This is a genomic window from Pseudomonas sp. LBUM1649, from assembly GCF_059716155.1.
Map to the genome: position 1 here is coordinate 6,277,443 of NZ_CP166807.1, position 14,529 is coordinate 6,291,971.

At 60.9% G+C, this 14,529-nt stretch carries 18 protein-coding genes; 10 read left to right on the forward strand and 8 right to left on the reverse strand.

All coding sequences use genetic code 11. From position 1 onward, the window contains the following. Positions 1-20 precede the first annotated feature (20 nt). The 9 genes from ACA058_RS29150 to ACA058_RS29190 all read left to right on the forward strand — a co-directional run bounded on the left by ACA058_RS29150 (position 21) and on the right by ACA058_RS29190 (position 6,738). Positions 21-707 carry a YggS family pyridoxal phosphate-dependent enzyme gene (locus tag ACA058_RS29150; RefSeq protein ID WP_497636992.1) on the forward strand — a complete coding sequence of 229 codons (687 nt, stop codon included), beginning with the start codon at positions 21-23 and terminating at the stop codon, positions 705-707. Positions 708-728: 21 nt separating this feature from the next. Then, a complete protein-coding gene (gene proC / locus ACA058_RS29155) occupies positions 729-1,547 on the forward strand; it encodes a pyrroline-5-carboxylate reductase (protein WP_497636993.1) in 819 nt (272 codons plus the stop codon). 24 nt (positions 1,548-1,571) lie between these two features. Next, positions 1,572-2,159, forward strand: a complete 588-nt coding sequence (locus ACA058_RS29160) for a YggT family protein (protein ID WP_497636994.1) — start codon at positions 1,572-1,574, stop codon at positions 2,157-2,159. Positions 2,160-2,382: 223 nt separating this feature from the next. Continuing rightward, entirely contained in the window at positions 2,383-3,522 is a 1,140-nt protein-coding gene (gene metX / locus ACA058_RS29165; protein ID WP_497636995.1) for a homoserine O-succinyltransferase MetX, read from the forward strand. 7 nt (positions 3,523-3,529) lie between these two features. Then, positions 3,530-4,150, forward strand: coding sequence for a methionine biosynthesis protein MetW (gene metW / locus ACA058_RS29170; RefSeq protein ID WP_274075653.1), 621 nt, complete (start codon positions 3,530-3,532; stop codon positions 4,148-4,150). Positions 4,151-4,175: 25 nt separating this feature from the next. Next, positions 4,176-4,610, forward strand: coding sequence for a DUF4426 domain-containing protein (locus tag ACA058_RS29175; RefSeq protein ID WP_497636996.1), 435 nt, complete (start codon positions 4,176-4,178; stop codon positions 4,608-4,610). Further along, complete coding sequence (gene rdgB, locus ACA058_RS29180; RefSeq protein ID WP_497636997.1) at positions 4,607-5,203, forward strand: RdgB/HAM1 family non-canonical purine NTP pyrophosphatase; 597 nt, start codon at positions 4,607-4,609, stop codon at positions 5,201-5,203. Before ACA058_RS29175 ends, rdgB begins: the two co-directional genes overlap by 4 nt. Then, positions 5,200-6,405, forward strand: coding sequence for a radical SAM family heme chaperone HemW (gene hemW / locus ACA058_RS29185; RefSeq protein ID WP_497636998.1), 1,206 nt, complete (start codon positions 5,200-5,202; stop codon positions 6,403-6,405). Before rdgB ends, hemW begins: the two co-directional genes overlap by 4 nt. Before the next feature lie 9 nt (positions 6,406-6,414). Beyond that, on the forward strand, positions 6,415-6,738 hold the full coding sequence (locus ACA058_RS29190) for a DUF3392 domain-containing protein (protein ID WP_008063519.1): 324 nt from the start codon (positions 6,415-6,417) through the stop codon (positions 6,736-6,738). A 137-nt stretch (positions 6,739-6,875) separates the two neighbouring features. Here ACA058_RS29190 and trmB read toward each other — a convergent pair whose 3' ends face one another. From trmB to ACA058_RS29210, 4 genes are all read right to left on the reverse strand, one after another. Then, the gene (gene trmB / locus ACA058_RS29195) at positions 6,876-7,601 is read right to left on the reverse strand and encodes a tRNA (guanosine(46)-N7)-methyltransferase TrmB (protein WP_020797367.1); all 726 of its coding nucleotides are present in this window, start codon (positions 7,599-7,601) and stop codon (positions 6,876-6,878) included. A 9-nt stretch (positions 7,602-7,610) separates the two neighbouring features. Beyond that, the gene (locus ACA058_RS29200; protein WP_497636999.1) at positions 7,611-8,405 is read right to left on the reverse strand and encodes a thiazole synthase; all 795 of its coding nucleotides are present in this window, start codon (positions 8,403-8,405) and stop codon (positions 7,611-7,613) included. Positions 8,406-8,465: 60 nt separating this feature from the next. After that, positions 8,466-8,666 (reverse strand): sulfur carrier protein ThiS, encoded by a 201-nt coding sequence (gene thiS, locus ACA058_RS29205; RefSeq protein WP_497637000.1) that lies wholly within the window; start codon positions 8,664-8,666, stop codon positions 8,466-8,468. Positions 8,667-8,737: 71 nt separating this feature from the next. Beyond that, on the reverse strand, positions 8,738-9,118 hold the full coding sequence (locus tag ACA058_RS29210) for a DUF423 domain-containing protein (RefSeq protein WP_497637001.1): 381 nt from the start codon (positions 9,116-9,118) through the stop codon (positions 8,738-8,740). A gap of 74 nt (positions 9,119-9,192) precedes the next feature. Between ACA058_RS29210 and mtgA the strand changes: the two genes are divergently transcribed. Beyond that, entirely contained in the window at positions 9,193-9,915 is a 723-nt protein-coding gene (gene mtgA, locus ACA058_RS29215) for a monofunctional biosynthetic peptidoglycan transglycosylase (protein ID WP_497637002.1), read from the forward strand. A gap of 178 nt (positions 9,916-10,093) precedes the next feature. Here mtgA and rpoH read toward each other — a convergent pair whose 3' ends face one another. The 4 genes from rpoH to ftsY all read right to left on the reverse strand — a co-directional run bounded on the left by rpoH (position 10,094) and on the right by ftsY (position 14,305). Beyond that, positions 10,094-10,948: an RNA polymerase sigma factor RpoH gene (gene rpoH / locus ACA058_RS29220; protein WP_008065085.1), complete on the reverse strand. Its 855-nt coding sequence runs from the start codon at positions 10,946-10,948 to the stop codon at positions 10,094-10,096. A gap of 113 nt (positions 10,949-11,061) precedes the next feature. Next, on the reverse strand, positions 11,062-12,084 hold the full coding sequence (gene ftsX, locus ACA058_RS29225) for a permease-like cell division protein FtsX (protein ID WP_497637003.1): 1,023 nt from the start codon (positions 12,082-12,084) through the stop codon (positions 11,062-11,064). Continuing rightward, entirely contained in the window at positions 12,081-12,752 is a 672-nt protein-coding gene (gene ftsE / locus ACA058_RS29230; RefSeq protein ID WP_497637004.1) for a cell division ATP-binding protein FtsE, read from the reverse strand. Before ftsE ends, ftsX begins: the two co-directional genes overlap by 4 nt. Further along, positions 12,749-14,305 (reverse strand): signal recognition particle-docking protein FtsY, encoded by a 1,557-nt coding sequence (gene ftsY / locus ACA058_RS29235; protein WP_497637005.1) that lies wholly within the window; start codon positions 14,303-14,305, stop codon positions 12,749-12,751. Before ftsY ends, ftsE begins: the two co-directional genes overlap by 4 nt. Positions 14,306-14,529 lie beyond the last annotated feature (224 nt).

Below are 14,529 nucleotides of genomic sequence, written 5' to 3' on the forward strand. Positions count from 1 at the left end.
AGACCGCTGGCGCCTCTTGAATGTCCACGATAGCAGACAACATTGAACGGGTTGGTTCACGCATCCGCGCCGCCGCCCTCGCCGCCCACCGCGATGAAAACAGCGTCCATTTACTGGCCGTCAGCAAGACCAAACCCGCACAGGCGCTGCGTGAAGCCCATGCCGCGGGCCTGTGCGACTTTGGCGAAAACTACCTGCAGGAAGCCCTGGGCAAGCAGCTTGAACTGACCGACCTGCCCTTGATCTGGCACTTCATCGGCCCCATTCAATCGAACAAGACTCGTGCAATCGCCGAGCACTTCGCCTGGGTGCATTCCGTGGATCGCCTGAAAATCGCGCAACGCCTGTCCGAACAACGTCCCGCCGAATTGCCACCGTTGAACATCTGCATCCAGGTCAATGTCAGCGGTGAAGCCAGCAAATCCGGCTGCACCCCCGCGGACCTGCCGGCCCTGGCCAACGCTATCAGCGCCTTGCCGCGCCTGAAGTTGCGCGGGTTGATGGCCATTCCCGAGCCGACCGAAGATCGCGCCGCCCAGGATGCTGCTTTCGCTGCCGTGCAAAGCCTGCAGGCCAGCCTGAATTTGCCACTCGACACACTTTCCATGGGCATGAGCCACGACCTCGAGTCGGCTATTGCCCAGGGCGCCACTTGGGTCCGTATCGGTACGGCCCTGTTTGGCGCCAGAGATTACGGTCAACCATGACCCCATTCATAAGGACCTGACATGAGCAAGACGCGTATTGCCTTTATCGGTGCCGGCAACATGGCCGCCAGCCTGATCGGCGGCCTGCGGGCCAAAGGCCTGGAAGCGGCGCATATCCGCGCCAGCGATCCGGGCGAAGAAACCCGTGCCCGCGTGAGCGCCGAACATGGCATCGAAGTGTTCGCCGACAATGCCCAGGCCATTGAAGGCGCCGATGTGGTCGTGCTCGCAGTGAAACCCCAGGCGATGAAGGTCGTCTGTGAAGCCATTCGCCCAAGCCTGAAACCCGATCAGCTGGTGGTGTCGATTGCCGCCGGCATCACCTGCGCCAGCATGAACAACTGGCTCGGCGCCCAGCCGATCGTGCGCTGCATGCCCAACACCCCGGCGTTGTTGCGTCAGGGCGTGAGCGGCTTGTTCGCTACCGCCCAGGTGACCGCTGAACAGCGCCAGCAAGCTCAAGACCTGCTATCGGCGGTTGGCGTTGCCCTGTGGCTGGACGAGGAACAGCAGCTGGATGCGGTCACCGCCGTTTCCGGTTCGGGCCCTGCGTACTTTTTCCTGCTGATCGAAGCCATGACCGCCGCTGGCGTCAAACTCGGCCTCCCAGCAGACGTCGCCGCCCAACTGACCTTGCAAACCGCCCTGGGCGCCGCCCACATGGCGGTGTCCAGCGACGTCGACGCCGCCGAGTTGCGTCGCCGCGTCACTTCGCCTGCCGGCACGACAGAAGCCGCGATCAAATCGTTCCAGGCCAATGGCTTCGAAGCACTGGTCGAAAAAGCCCTGGGCGCCGCCGCGCACCGCTCGGCCGAAATGGCCGAGCAACTCGGTCGCTAATCAGCACTTAAAAAGGAATCAACAATGCTCGGACTCAATGACGCTGCCATTTTTGTGATCCAGACCCTGGGCAGCCTGTATCTTTTGATCGTGCTGCTGCGTTTCATCCTGCAATTGGTGCGGGCGAACTTCTACAACCCGCTCTGCCAATTCGCCGTCAAGGCCACGCAACCACTGCTCAAGCCACTGCGCCGGGTTATCCCGAGCATGTTCGGGTTGGACATGTCCTCGCTGGTGCTGGCCCTGATCGTGCAAATGGCGCTGTTCGCGGTCATCCTGCTGCTCAGTGGTTACTCGGTCGATGTGCTGTTTCTGGCACCGTGGGCGCTGATCGGCATCGTCGCGCTGTTTTTGAAGATTCTGTTCTGGGCGATGATCATCAGCGTGATTCTGTCCTGGGTCGCTCCGGGGAGCCACAACCCAGGCGCAGAACTGGTCCAGCAGATCACTGAACCAGTACTCGCGCCGTTCCGCCGGATCATTCCGAACCTGGGCGGCCTCGACATCTCGCCGATCTTCGCCTTTATCGCGTTGCAGTTGCTGCAAAGCTGGCTGATCCCGCGCCTTGCGCACTACGCGCTGATGCCGAAAGAGCTTTTCGGGCTGATCTGATGCGTTCAGCAGGCTAACCGCGTCATCGTTCATCGCGGGCAAGCCTTGCTCCTACAGTATTGAGTCGGTCGCGGGATTTGTATGCACCCTGGACCTGAAGGAGCAAGGCTTGCCCGCGATGGACGCGCCTCGGTCTGACTGAATGAAATCAGCCCCGGCCTTTGCTTGCCGCTAACCCCAGCGGTCTTTAGACTTACGCCTCATTTCAACGAGAGCAGGGTCGATGCCAGCTGCCTTTCCCCCCGATTCTGTTGGCCTGGTGACGCCGCAAGTGGCGCACTTCAGCGAAGCCCTGGCGTTGGCCTGCGGCCGTTCGCTCCCGGCCTATGACCTGATCTACGAAACCTACGGCACCCTGAACGCCACGGCGAGCAACGCCGTGCTGATCTGCCACGCCTTGTCCGGCCACCACCATGCCGCCGGCTATCACAGCCCCGACGACCGCAAACCCGGCTGGTGGGACAGCTGCATCGGCCCCGGCAAGCCCATCGACACCAGCAAGTTCTTCGTCGTCAGCCTGAACAACCTCGGCGGCTGCAATGGCTCTACCGGCCCGAGCAGCATCAACCCGGAGACCGGCAAGCCGTTCGGTGCCGACTTCCCGGTATTGACCGTGGAAGACTGGGTGCACAGCCAGGCGCGCCTGGCCGATCGCCTCGGCATCGCCCAGTTTGCGGCCGTGATCGGCGGCAGCCTCGGCGGCATGCAGGCGATGCAATGGAGCATCACTTACCCTGAGCGCATCCGCCATTGCCTGGCCATCGCCTCGGCACCCAAGCTGTCGGCGCAAAACATCGCCTTCAACGAAGTGGCACGCCAGGCGATCCTCACCGACCCCGAATTCCACGGCGGTTCGTTCCAGGAACACAGCGTGATCCCCAAGCGCGGGCTGATGCTGGCGCGGATGGTCGGGCACATCACCTACCTGTCCGACGATTCCATGGGCGAAAAATTCGGTCGTGGCCTGAAAAGCGAGAAGCTCAACTACGACTTCCACAGCGTCGAGTTCCAGGTCGAAAGCTATCTGCGTTATCAGGGTGAAGAGTTCTCCGGGCGTTTCGATGCCAACACTTACCTGCTGATGACCAAGGCCCTGGACTACTTCGACCCGGCGGCCAACTTCGACGATGACCTGGCGAAAACCTTCGCCGGCGCCACCGCCAAGTTCTGCGTGATGTCGTTCACTACCGACTGGCGCTTCTCCCCTGCCCGCTCGCGGGAACTGGTGGACGCGCTGATGGCCGCGCGCAAGGACGTCTGCTATCTGGAGATCGACGCGCCGCAGGGCCACGACGCCTTCCTGATTCCGATCCCGCGCTACTTGCAGGCGTTCGGCAATTACATGAACCGCATTACGTTGTGAGATAGCCATGAGAGCTGATCTGGAAATCATCCAGGAATGGATCCCCGCCGGTAGCCGCGTGCTCGACCTCGGCTGCGGTGATGGCGAGTTGCTGACCTGGCTACGCGACAACAAGCAGGTCACCGGCTACGGCCTGGAAAACGACGCGGATAACATTGCCGAGTGCGTGGCCAAGGGCATCAACGTCATCGAGCAGGACCTGGACAAGGGCCTGGGCAACTTTGCCAGCAACAGTTTCGACATCGTGGTCATGACCCAGGCGCTGCAAGCGGTGCACTACCCGGACAAGATCCTCGAAGAAATGCTGCGCGTCGGCCGCCAGTGCATCATCACCTTCCCCAATTTCGGTCACTGGCGCTGCCGCTGGTACCTGGCGAGCAAGGGCCGGATGCCGGTTTCCGAGTTCCTGCCCTACACCTGGTACAACACGCCGAACATTCACTTCTGCACTTTTGCAGACTTTGAAGCCTTGTGCCGCGAACGTGAAGCCAAGGTCATTGATCGGCTGGCCGTGGATCAACAGCATCGACACGGGTGGGCCAGTAAGCTATGGCCTAATCTGTTAGGTGAGATCGGCATTTACCGCGTCAGCAGCCCGGGGCTTGCAGACCACAAGGTCGCGGTCTGAACACCTTATTTCGAGGAGAATGATCATGGGTCGTCTAGCGCTGTTTCTACTTACTGCCTGCCTGAGCGTCACGGCCATGGCCGCCGATGCTATCAAAGGCGATCGCCAGGAAAAATTCGGCGATGTGACGGTGCACTACAACACCTTCAACTCGACGTTCCTGACACCGGATATCGCCAAGGCCGCGGAGCTCACCCGCAGCAAGAACCAGGGCGTGATCAACATTTCGGTGCTCAAGGACGGAAAGCCGCAGATGGCCCAGGTCAGCGGTACGATCAAAGACCTGACCAGCCAGAGCGTTAACCTGAAATTCCGTCAGATCACCGAACAAGGCGCGATCTACTACATCGCCCAGTTCCCGGTCGAACAGCAGGAAACCCGCACCTTCGCCATCAAGGTGCAGACCGGTGACAAAATCAACACCATCAACTTCAACCAAGAGCTCTTCCCCGGCGAATGATCAACTTCTCGCAACTCGTACTGGCCAGCCATAACGCCGGCAAACTCAAGGAACTCCAGGCCATGCTCGGCGAGTCGGTGCAACTGCGCTCGATCGGCGAGTTCAGCAGTGTGGAGCCTGAAGAAACCGGCCTGTCGTTCGTCGAGAACGCCATCCTCAAGGCCCGCAATGCCGCGCGCATTTCCGGCCTGCCGGCCTTGGCGGACGATTCCGGGCTGGCGGTGGATTTCCTCGGCGGTGCGCCGGGCATCTACTCGGCGCGCTATGCCGATGGCAAGGGTGATGCGGCGAACAACGCCAAGCTGCTCGACGTGTTGAAGGACGTGCCTGAAGCCGAACGTGGCGCGCAGTTCGTCTGCGTGCTGGCGCTGGTGCGTCACGCCGACGATCCACTGCCGATTCTCTGCGAAGGCCTGTGGCACGGGCGCATCCTGACCCAGGCGAGCGGCGAACACGGCTTTGGCTACGACCCGCTGTTCTGGGTACCGGAGCGCGATTGCTCCAGCGCCGAGCTTAAGCCCAGCGACAAGAACCAGATCAGTCACCGCGCCCGTGCAATGAATCTGCTGCGCCAGCGTCTGGGCTTGAAATGACCGGTGAATCCTCCGCGTCGCCTCTGATCTTCGGCGGCGCCGCACAATCGCCTCGGGCGGCCCTGCCAGTGCTGCCGCCCCTGGCGCTGTACATCCACATCCCGTGGTGCGTACGCAAATGCCCTTATTGCGACTTCAACTCCCACACCGCCAGCCCCGTGCTGCCGGAAGAAGAGTATGTCGAGGCGTTGCTGGCCGACCTCGATCAGGACCTGCACGCCGTCTATGGCCGTGAGCTGAGTTCGATCTTCTTCGGTGGCGGCACGCCGAGCCTGTTCAGCGCCCAGGCGTTGGGTCGCTTGCTCAAAGGTGTGGAACAGCGCATTGCCTTTGCCAGCGACATCGAAATCACCCTGGAAGCCAACCCAGGAACCTTCGAACAAGAGAAGTTCGTCGCCTACCGCGCACTGGGCATCAATCGCCTGTCCATTGGCATCCAGAGTTTCCAGCAAGAGAAGCTCAATGCCTTGGGTCGCATCCACAACGGCGATGAGGCCGTGCGCGCCGCCGGCATGGCCCGTCAAGCGGGGTTCGATAACTTCAACCTGGACTTGATGCACGGCCTGCCCGATCAATCGCTGGACGACGCCCTGAGTGACCTGCGCCAAGCCATCGCCCTGAAGCCGACCCACCTGTCCTGGTATCAGCTGACCCTGGAACCGAACACCGTATTCTGGAACCAGCCACCGACGCTGCCGGAAGACGACACCCTGTGGGATATCCAGGAGGCCGGGCAGGCGCTGTTGGCCGAACACGGTTACGCGCAGTACGAAGTCTCGGCCTACGCACAGCCCGGTCGCCCGGCGCGGCACAATCTCAATTACTGGAGTTTTGGCGACTTCATTGGCATCGGTGCCGGTGCCCACGGCAAGCTGAGCCATCCGGACGGACGCATCGTGCGCACCTGGAAGACCCGCCTGCCGAAGGATTACCTGAATCCGGCCAAACAGTTTCAGGCTGGCGAGAAAGCGCTGACCAATGACGAGATGCCGTTCGAATTCCTGATGAACGCCCTGCGCCTGACTGCAGGTGTTGAGGCGCGGCTGTATCCGGAACGCACTGGAATGACACTGGAAAGCCTCGCCGAAAGCCGTCGCGAAGCCGAACAAAGCGGCCTGTTGCAGGTCGAACCGTCACGTCTGGCGGCTACTGAGCGCGGACAACTCTTCCTCAACGACTTGCTGCAGAAATTTCTGACATAAGGAAATCGAATGGATTTGGTACTCGACCTGCTCGCCACCGCGTCTCGCTGGAGCCGCAGCAACCTCTCGGAAATCGCCCTCGCCCTGGTAGGTTGCCTGCTGGTGTTGTTCGGTGCGGATTTCAAAGGCTGGGTCGAGCAACGCCTGGGCAGCATCGCCGGCGCCTTGCGCGTACCGCTGATGTCCCTGCTGTGCATGATCGGCAGCGGTGCGGCGCTGATCTACGCCACGCCGTGGATCGTCAAGGGCCTGAGCCAGTTCAACAACTACAGCCTGGCGCCGGTGTTGTTGGTGGTGTTGGTGTTGATTGGCGTAGTAGCCGACCGCCGCTGATTTCCTGGACATTGATCGTTCCCACGCTCTGCGTGGGAATGCAGCCCGGGACGCTCTGCGTCCCCTCTAAAGCCGAACGCGGAGCGTCCGTTGAGGCATTCCCACGCAGAGCGTGGGAACGATCAGTTGCGTAGGGTTTAGGACTGTTTCTCGAACTTCAGATCCCAAACCCCATGCCCAAGACGTTCGCCACGGCGTTCGAACTTGGTGATAGGGCGCTCGGCCGGGCGTGGCACGCACTTGCCGTCTTCGGCGAGGTTGCGATAACCCGGGGCAACGTTCATCACTTCCAGCATGTACTCGGCGTACGGTTCCCAGTCAGTGGCCATGTGCAGAATACCGCCGACCTTCAACTTGCTACGCACCAGCTCGGCGAATGACGCCTGAACGATACGACGCTTGTGGTGACGGCTCTTGTGCCACGGGTCCGGGAAAAACAGCATCAGACGATCGAGGCTGTTATCCGCCACGCAGCGGTTGAGCACTTCGATGGCATCGCAATCGTAGACCCGCAGGTTGGTCAAACCCTGGGTCAACACGCCATTGAGCAGCGCGCCAACACCCGGCCGGTGAACCTCGACGCCGATGAAATCCTGCTCCGGCGAAGCTGCGGCCATTTCCAGCAGCGAATGGCCCATGCCGAAGCCGATCTCCAGCGAACGCGGTGCCGAGCGACCGAACACCTGGTCGAAGTCCACCGGCGCGTCGGCCAGGGGCAGCACGAACAGCGGCGCGCCCTGCTCCAGGCCACGTTGCTGGCCTTCAGTCATGCGCCCGGCGCGCATCACAAAACTCTTGATGCGGCGGTGTTGGCGCTCGTCGCCTTCTTCCGTCTGGATTGGCGTGTCGTTCGATTCAGTCATCAATGGCTCTTACTTGATCAGACCATCCAGCGGCGAAGAGGCGCTGGCATAGAGTTTTTTCGGCATACGGCCGGCGAGGTAGGCCAGGCGGCCTGCGACGATCGCGTGTTTCATGGCTTCGGCCATCATGACCGGCTGCTGGGCGTGGGCGATGGCCGAGTTCATCAGCACTGCGTCACAGCCCAGCTCCATGGCGATGGTGGCGTCGGAAGCGGTACCGACACCGGCATCCACCAGCACGGGAATCTTGGCTTCTTCAAGGATGATCTGCAGGTTGTACGGGTTGCAGATCCCCAGGCCCGAACCGATCAGACCGGCCAGCGGCATGACCGCGATGCAGCCGATTTCCGCCAGTTGCCGGGCGATGATCGGGTCGTCGCTGGTGTAGACCATCACGTCGAAGCCTTCCTTGACCAGCGACTCGGCGGCCTTGAGGGTTTCGATCACGTTGGGGAACAGGGTTTTCTGATCCGCCAGCACTTCCAGCTTCACCAGGTTGTGACCATCGAGCAGCTCACGGGCCAGACGGCAGGTGCGCACGGCCTCGACGGCGTCGTAGCAACCCGCGGTGTTCGGCAGGAAGGTGTAGCGATCCGGCGAGAGGAAATCCAGCAGGTTCGGTTCGCCCGCGTTCTGGCCGAGGTTGGTACGGCGCACGGCGAACGTGACGATCTCGGCACCCGAGGCCTCGATGGCCAGACGGGTTTCTTCCATGTCACGGTACTTGCCGGTACCGACCAGCAAACGCGACTGGTAAGTACGACCGGCCAGGACGAAAGGCTTGTCGCTACGAACGATGCTCATGGGGAATCCTCTGTAGGGGTGAGGGTCTTGCAGAATTCTGTCGGCCCTTGGGCCACGTGGCTAGCCGCCGCCGATGGCGTGCACCACTTCGACGTTGTCGCCGTCGCTCAACGCGGTGTCTGCGTGCTGACTGCGCGGGACGATATCCAGATTGAGTTCGACCGCCACCCGGCGTCCGGTCAGGTCCAGACGGGTCAGCAGGGCCGCAACGGTTTCACCGTCGGGCAGTTCAAAGGATTCGCCGTTCAACTGAATGCGCATGCCGAATGCCGCCATCATTTTTTGGGGCTGGCATTCTAGCCCGATCGTGACCTAAAGGTCAGCAATAAGCGTCAAGCGGTCAGCGGCAAGCGCCAGGCGGCGAGGCCCAGGCAGAGCCAGCCTGCGAGGAAGGCCAGGCCACCGAACGGGGTGATGATGCCAAGCTTGCTGATACCGGTCAGTGTCAGCACATACAGGCTGCCGGAGAACAGCAGGATGCCGATGGCAAAGGATGCGCCGGCCCAGGTGACCAGGCGACCGGGCATCTGCGTGGCCAGCAGCGCCACACCCAACAACGCCAGGGTGTGTACCAGCTGATAGGTGACGCCGGTATGGAAAATCGCCAGGTATTCGGCGCTCAGGCGGTTTTTCAGGCCGTGCGCGGCGAACGCCCCGAGACCGACACCGGTGAAGCCGAAAAAAGCGGCCAGCATCAAAAAGCCACGCAGCATGAAGAACTCCAGTCAGTCTCGATCAACAGGGTCTGTATAATGGCCCGCTCAACGGGTTCGGCCAAGCCATCTCTATGCTGCGTATCTATTTCCGTCGTTTCACCAAGGCCGTGCTCTGGTTCATGGGTGCCAGCGTATTGCTGGTGCTGATTTTTCGCGTGGTGCCGCCGCCCGGGACAACGCTGATGGTCGAGCGCAAGATCGAATCCTGGCTCGATGGTGAGCCCATCGACCTGCAGCGTACCTGGAAACCCTGGGATGAAATCTCCGACGACCTGAAAGTCGCGGTGATTGCCGGCGAAGACCAGAAATTCCCCGAGCATTGGGGCTTTGACTTCGGCGCGATCCAGAAAGCACTCGCCCACAACGAACTCGGCGGCACGATCCGTGGTGCCAGCACCCTGAGCCAGCAAGTGTCGAAGAACCTGTTCCTGTGGTCCGGCCGCAGCTGGCTGCGCAAAGGCCTGGAAGCCTGGTTTACCGCACTGATCGAAGTATTCTGGCCCAAGCAGAGGATTCTTGAGGTGTACCTCAACAGCGTCGAGTGGGACGACGGTGTGTTTGGAGCAGAGGCGGCGGCCAGGCATCACTTCGGTGTTGGCGCCAAATCGTTGTCCCGACAACAGGCCACTTTGCTGGCAGCGGTGCTGCCTAACCCGCGGGTGTGGAGCGCGAGCCATCCGACCAATTACGTGGCGCGGCGCGCTGGCTGGATACGGCGGCAGATGAGTCAGCTCGGCGGGGACAGCTACCTGGTTGGCCTCAACGATTCGCGCCGGGCGCCTTGGTCTCAATAACACCGCCGCCCCCCTGTGGGAGCGAGCCTGCTCGCGAATGCGATCCATCATTCAATATTGATGTTGCCTGACCCACCGCTTTCGCGAGCAGGCTCGCTCCCACAGTGGCTTTGTGTGACACCAGAAACAAAAACGCCCCGACCAATGATCGGGGCGTTTTTTATTGCCTTCTTGCAGGTTACGCGGCGATCGACAATTTGAGCTTGTTCATCGCGCTCTTCTCAAGTTGACGGATACGCTCGGCCGACACGTTGTACTTCTGCGCCAGGTCGTGCAGCGTGGACTTTTCTTCTGCCAGCCAACGCTGGTAAAGGATGTCGCGGCTGCGGTCGTCCAGCACTTCCAGCGCTTCGTGCAGGTTGTGGTTGGAGTTGTCGCTCCAGTCGGCATCTTCCAGTTGACGGGCCGGGTCGTACCGGTGGTCTTCCAGATAGTTGGCCGGTGACTGGAAGGCGCTGTCGTCGTCGGCTTCGGCCGCCGGGTCGAAGGCCATGTCGTGACCGGTCAGGCGACTTTCCATCTCGCGTACTTCCCGCGGCTCGACACCGAGGCTTTCCGCCACACGGTGGACTTCCTCGTTGTTCAGCCAGGCCAGACGTTTTTTCTGGCTGCGCAGGTTGAAGAACAGCTTGCGCTGGGCCTTGGTGGTCGCGACTTTCACGATCCGCCAGTTACGCAGGATGAATTCGTGGATCTCAGCCTTGATCCAGTGCACGGCAAAGGACACCAGGCGCACGCCCATTTCCGGGTTGAAGCGCTTCACGGCCTTCATCAGGCCGACGTTACCTTCCTGGATCAGGTCAGCCTGAGCCAGACCGTAGCCGGAATAGCTACGGGCGATATGTACGACAAAACGCAGGTGGGCGAGCACCATCTGCCGAGCCGCCTCAAGATCCTGCTCATAATAGAGACTCTCGGCCAGTTCACGCTCCTGCTCCGGCGTCAGCAATGGAATGCTGTTGACGGTGTGCACATAGGCCTCCAGGTTCGCACCCGGGACCAAAGCATATGCAGGCTGCAAAGAATTGGTCATACGAAAAAACCTCCCACTTACATACTCGTGCCATTGGCACTGCGAAAATTGACCGGAAACCGAAAGACAAGTTCCCTTAAAAACTGCAAGGTCAATCACGCGCAAAAAAGATTCTACTTCGGCGCCAGCTCCCTGAGATGACGTGCGACTGCAATCCATGCACCGATATAACCCAACAGTACCGCGCCAAGCAAGAGAGACAGACCGTCGGCAACCGGTACGCCGGCCAGTGCGAAATCACTGCCGTACAAACCGGCCAACCCGACCACCGCATCGTTCAGCCAGTTCAGGCCGAACGCCAATACACCCCAGGAAAGAATCCCCGCACCGAAACCATAGAGCGCCCCCATATAGAGAAAGGGTCTGCGCACATAGCTGTCGGTGCCGCCCACGAGTTTAATCACTTCTATCTCTGTGCGGCGGTTTTCAATATGAAGACGAATGGTATTGCCTATCACCAAAAGTAATGCAGAAACCAGAAGCACGGTCAGACCGAAGACAAATCGGTCGCCCAGCTTGAGGATGGCTGCCAGACGCTCGACCCAGACTAGATCAAGCTGCGCCTGTTGTACCTTCGGCAGTTCGGAAAGTTTTTGTCTTAATGCTTCAAGGGCCGGCTTGTCGACTTCGGTCGGCGTCACCAGCACCACGCCAGGCAGCGGGTTCTCCGGCAGTTCCTTGAGCGCTTCGCCCAGGCCAGACTGCTGCTGGAACTCTTCCAGCGCCTGATCCCGACCGACATACTCGGCATCGGCCACCCCAGGGATGCCCTTGATCTGTTCGCGTAGCGCCTCGCCATCAGCCGGGCTGGCCTCGATTTGCAGGTACAGGGAAATCTGCGCCGCACGCTGCCAGGAACCGCCCAGTCGCTCGACGTTACTTAGCAAAAGTGACAGGCCCATGGGCAAACTCAAGGCAACCGCCATCACCATGCAGGTGAAAAAACTGCCGATGGGCTGCTTGCCCAAGCGGCGCAAGCTGTCCAGCAGACTGGCGCGATGGCTTTCAATCCAGGCGCGAAACAGCGTGGCGAAATCCGGGCCATCATCGTCGTCGTGTTTTTTCTTCTGCGGTTGCGGGTCGGCAGCCTTGGGGGCTACGCGCTCGGAAACCTTTGGACTGCGAGTAGCACTCATTCGCCGGCCTCCCCATCGCCGATCAATCGGCCGCGTTGCAGCGTCAGCATTCGGTGGCGCATGCGCGCGATCAGGGCCAGGTCGTGGCTGGCGATCAGCACGCTGGTGCCCAGGCGATTGATGTCTTCGAACACACCCATGATTTCCGCCGCCAGACGCGGGTCGAGGTTACCGGTCGGTTCGTCCGCCAGCAGCAGGGCCGGGCGGTGAACGATGGCGCGGGCAATGCCGACGCGTTGTTGCTGACCGGTGGACAAGTCGCCGGGATACAGATCGGTCTTGTCCGACAGCGCCACGCGCTCCAGGGCCGAGTCCACGCGCTTGGCGATTTCGGCCTTGGACAAACCCAGGATCTGCAACGGCAGCGCGATATTGTTGAACACCGTGCGATCGAACAGCAACTGGTGGTTCTGGAACACCACGCCGATCTGCCGACGCAGGAATGGAATCTGTGCGTTGCTGATGGTGCTCAGGTCTTGCCCGGCCAGCAGCAGCTTGCCGCTGGTCGGACGCTCCATGGCCAGCAACAGCCGCAACAAGGTGCTCTTGCCGGCGCCGGAATGGCCAGTGACAAACAAAAACTCGCCCCGACGGACTCGAAAGCTCAGCTCGTGCAAGCCGACGTGACCGTTCGGGTAGCGTTTACCGACCTGTTCGAAACGAATCATGAACGCTCCCGCTCGGCAAACAGTGCCTGGACAAAGGGTTCAGCTTCAAAAGTACGCAAATCGTCGATGCCTTCACCGACGCCGATGTAGCGGATCGGCAGACCAAACTGCTTGGCCAGGGCGAAAATCACCCCGCCCTTGGCGGTCCCGTCGAGCTTGGTCAGCGCCAGGCCGGTCAGTTCGACGGTCTGGTTGAATTGCTTGGCCTGGTTGATGGCGTTCTGGCCGGTGCCGGCATCGAGTACCAGCAACACCTCGTGCGGCGCGTCGGCATCGAGCTTGCCGATCACCCGGCGAACCTTTTTCAGTTCTTCCATCAGGTTGTCTTTGGTGTGCAGGCGACCGGCGGTGTCGGCGATCAGCACATCGATGCCACGGGCCTTGGCGGCCTGCACGGCATCGAAGATCACCGACGCCGAGTCGGCCCCGGTGTGCTGGGCGATCACCGGAATCTTGTTGCGCTCGCCCCATACCTGCAATTGCTCGACCGCGGCAGCGCGGAAGGTGTCGCCGGCGGCAAGCATGACTTTCTTGCCTTCCAGTTGCAGTTTCTTCGCAAGCTTGCCAATGGTGGTGGTTTTACCGGCGCCGTTGACGCCAACCACCAGGATCACGAACGGCTTGTTCTGCGAGGTGATTTTCAGCGGCTGCTCGACAGGCTTGAGCATGGCCGCCAGCTCGCCCTGCAAGGATTTGTACAACGCATCGGAATCGGCCAGCTCCTTGCGTGCGACCCTCTGGGTCAGGCGCTGGATGATCACCGAAGTGGCCTCCACACCGACATCGGCGGTCAACAGACGGGTTTCGAGGTCATCGAGCAGCTCGTCATCGATGGCTTTCTTGCCGAGAAACAGGCTGGCCATGCCTTCGCCGATGCTGGCACTGGTCTTGGACAGGCCTTGCTTGAGGCGGGCGAAGAAGCCGGCTTTGGTTTCTTCGGTGCGTACCGGCTCCGCTGGAACGTCGACGGACGCTGCGACAACAGGAGCAATAACAGGAGCAATAACAGGTGCAGGTGCAGGTGCAGGTGCAGGTGCAGGTGCAGGTGCAGGTGCAGGTGCAGGTGCAGGTGCAGGCTCTGGCGTTTCAACAACCGGCGCAACCGGTAGAACGAACGCTGCAACAACAGGTTCTGGCACTGTCTCAACCGCTGGCGCGACAACCGGCTCAGACACCGGAGCCTGGACCGGTTCCGGCGCCCACGCATCAGGCGCAGGAATCGGCGGCGTAACATGCGGCGCCTGCTCATCTTCGACCAACGCCACTGGTTCTTCCGCCACCGGCAAGGTCAACCAGGGCTCGGCGACCGGGGCCAGCGGCAATTCGGCGGCGATTTCAGCAGCAGTCTCGACAACCGGTTGCAGCACCGGCTCGGCGATCGGCAACACAACCGGCGCAGGTTCGGCGTCCATTACCGGCGCGGGCGTTGGCTCAGGAAGTGGCTGTGGCTGTTCGACGACGGGTTCCTGCGGCTTTTTGCGCAGCCATCCGAACAGGCTTTTCTTTTCGCCAGCCGCAGCTGGGATCTTCTTGTCGTCGTTGGAACCAAACATGGAGGACGGCTATCTCACGGTAGCGACGCGCCAACGGGCGCCCCGGCAAATGAATATTCGATGCAGAACAGACTGCGATTGACCCAGCTTGTTCATGCGCAACATTTTGTCGAGGTGCGAAACGGCACCTTGCAAAAACGATTTCACTAAGGACTGATGCGGAAAAATCGGCGAAAAAGCAGAGTTTAGTTGATAAACCACAGCCTATTGCCGCAAACCCAAAC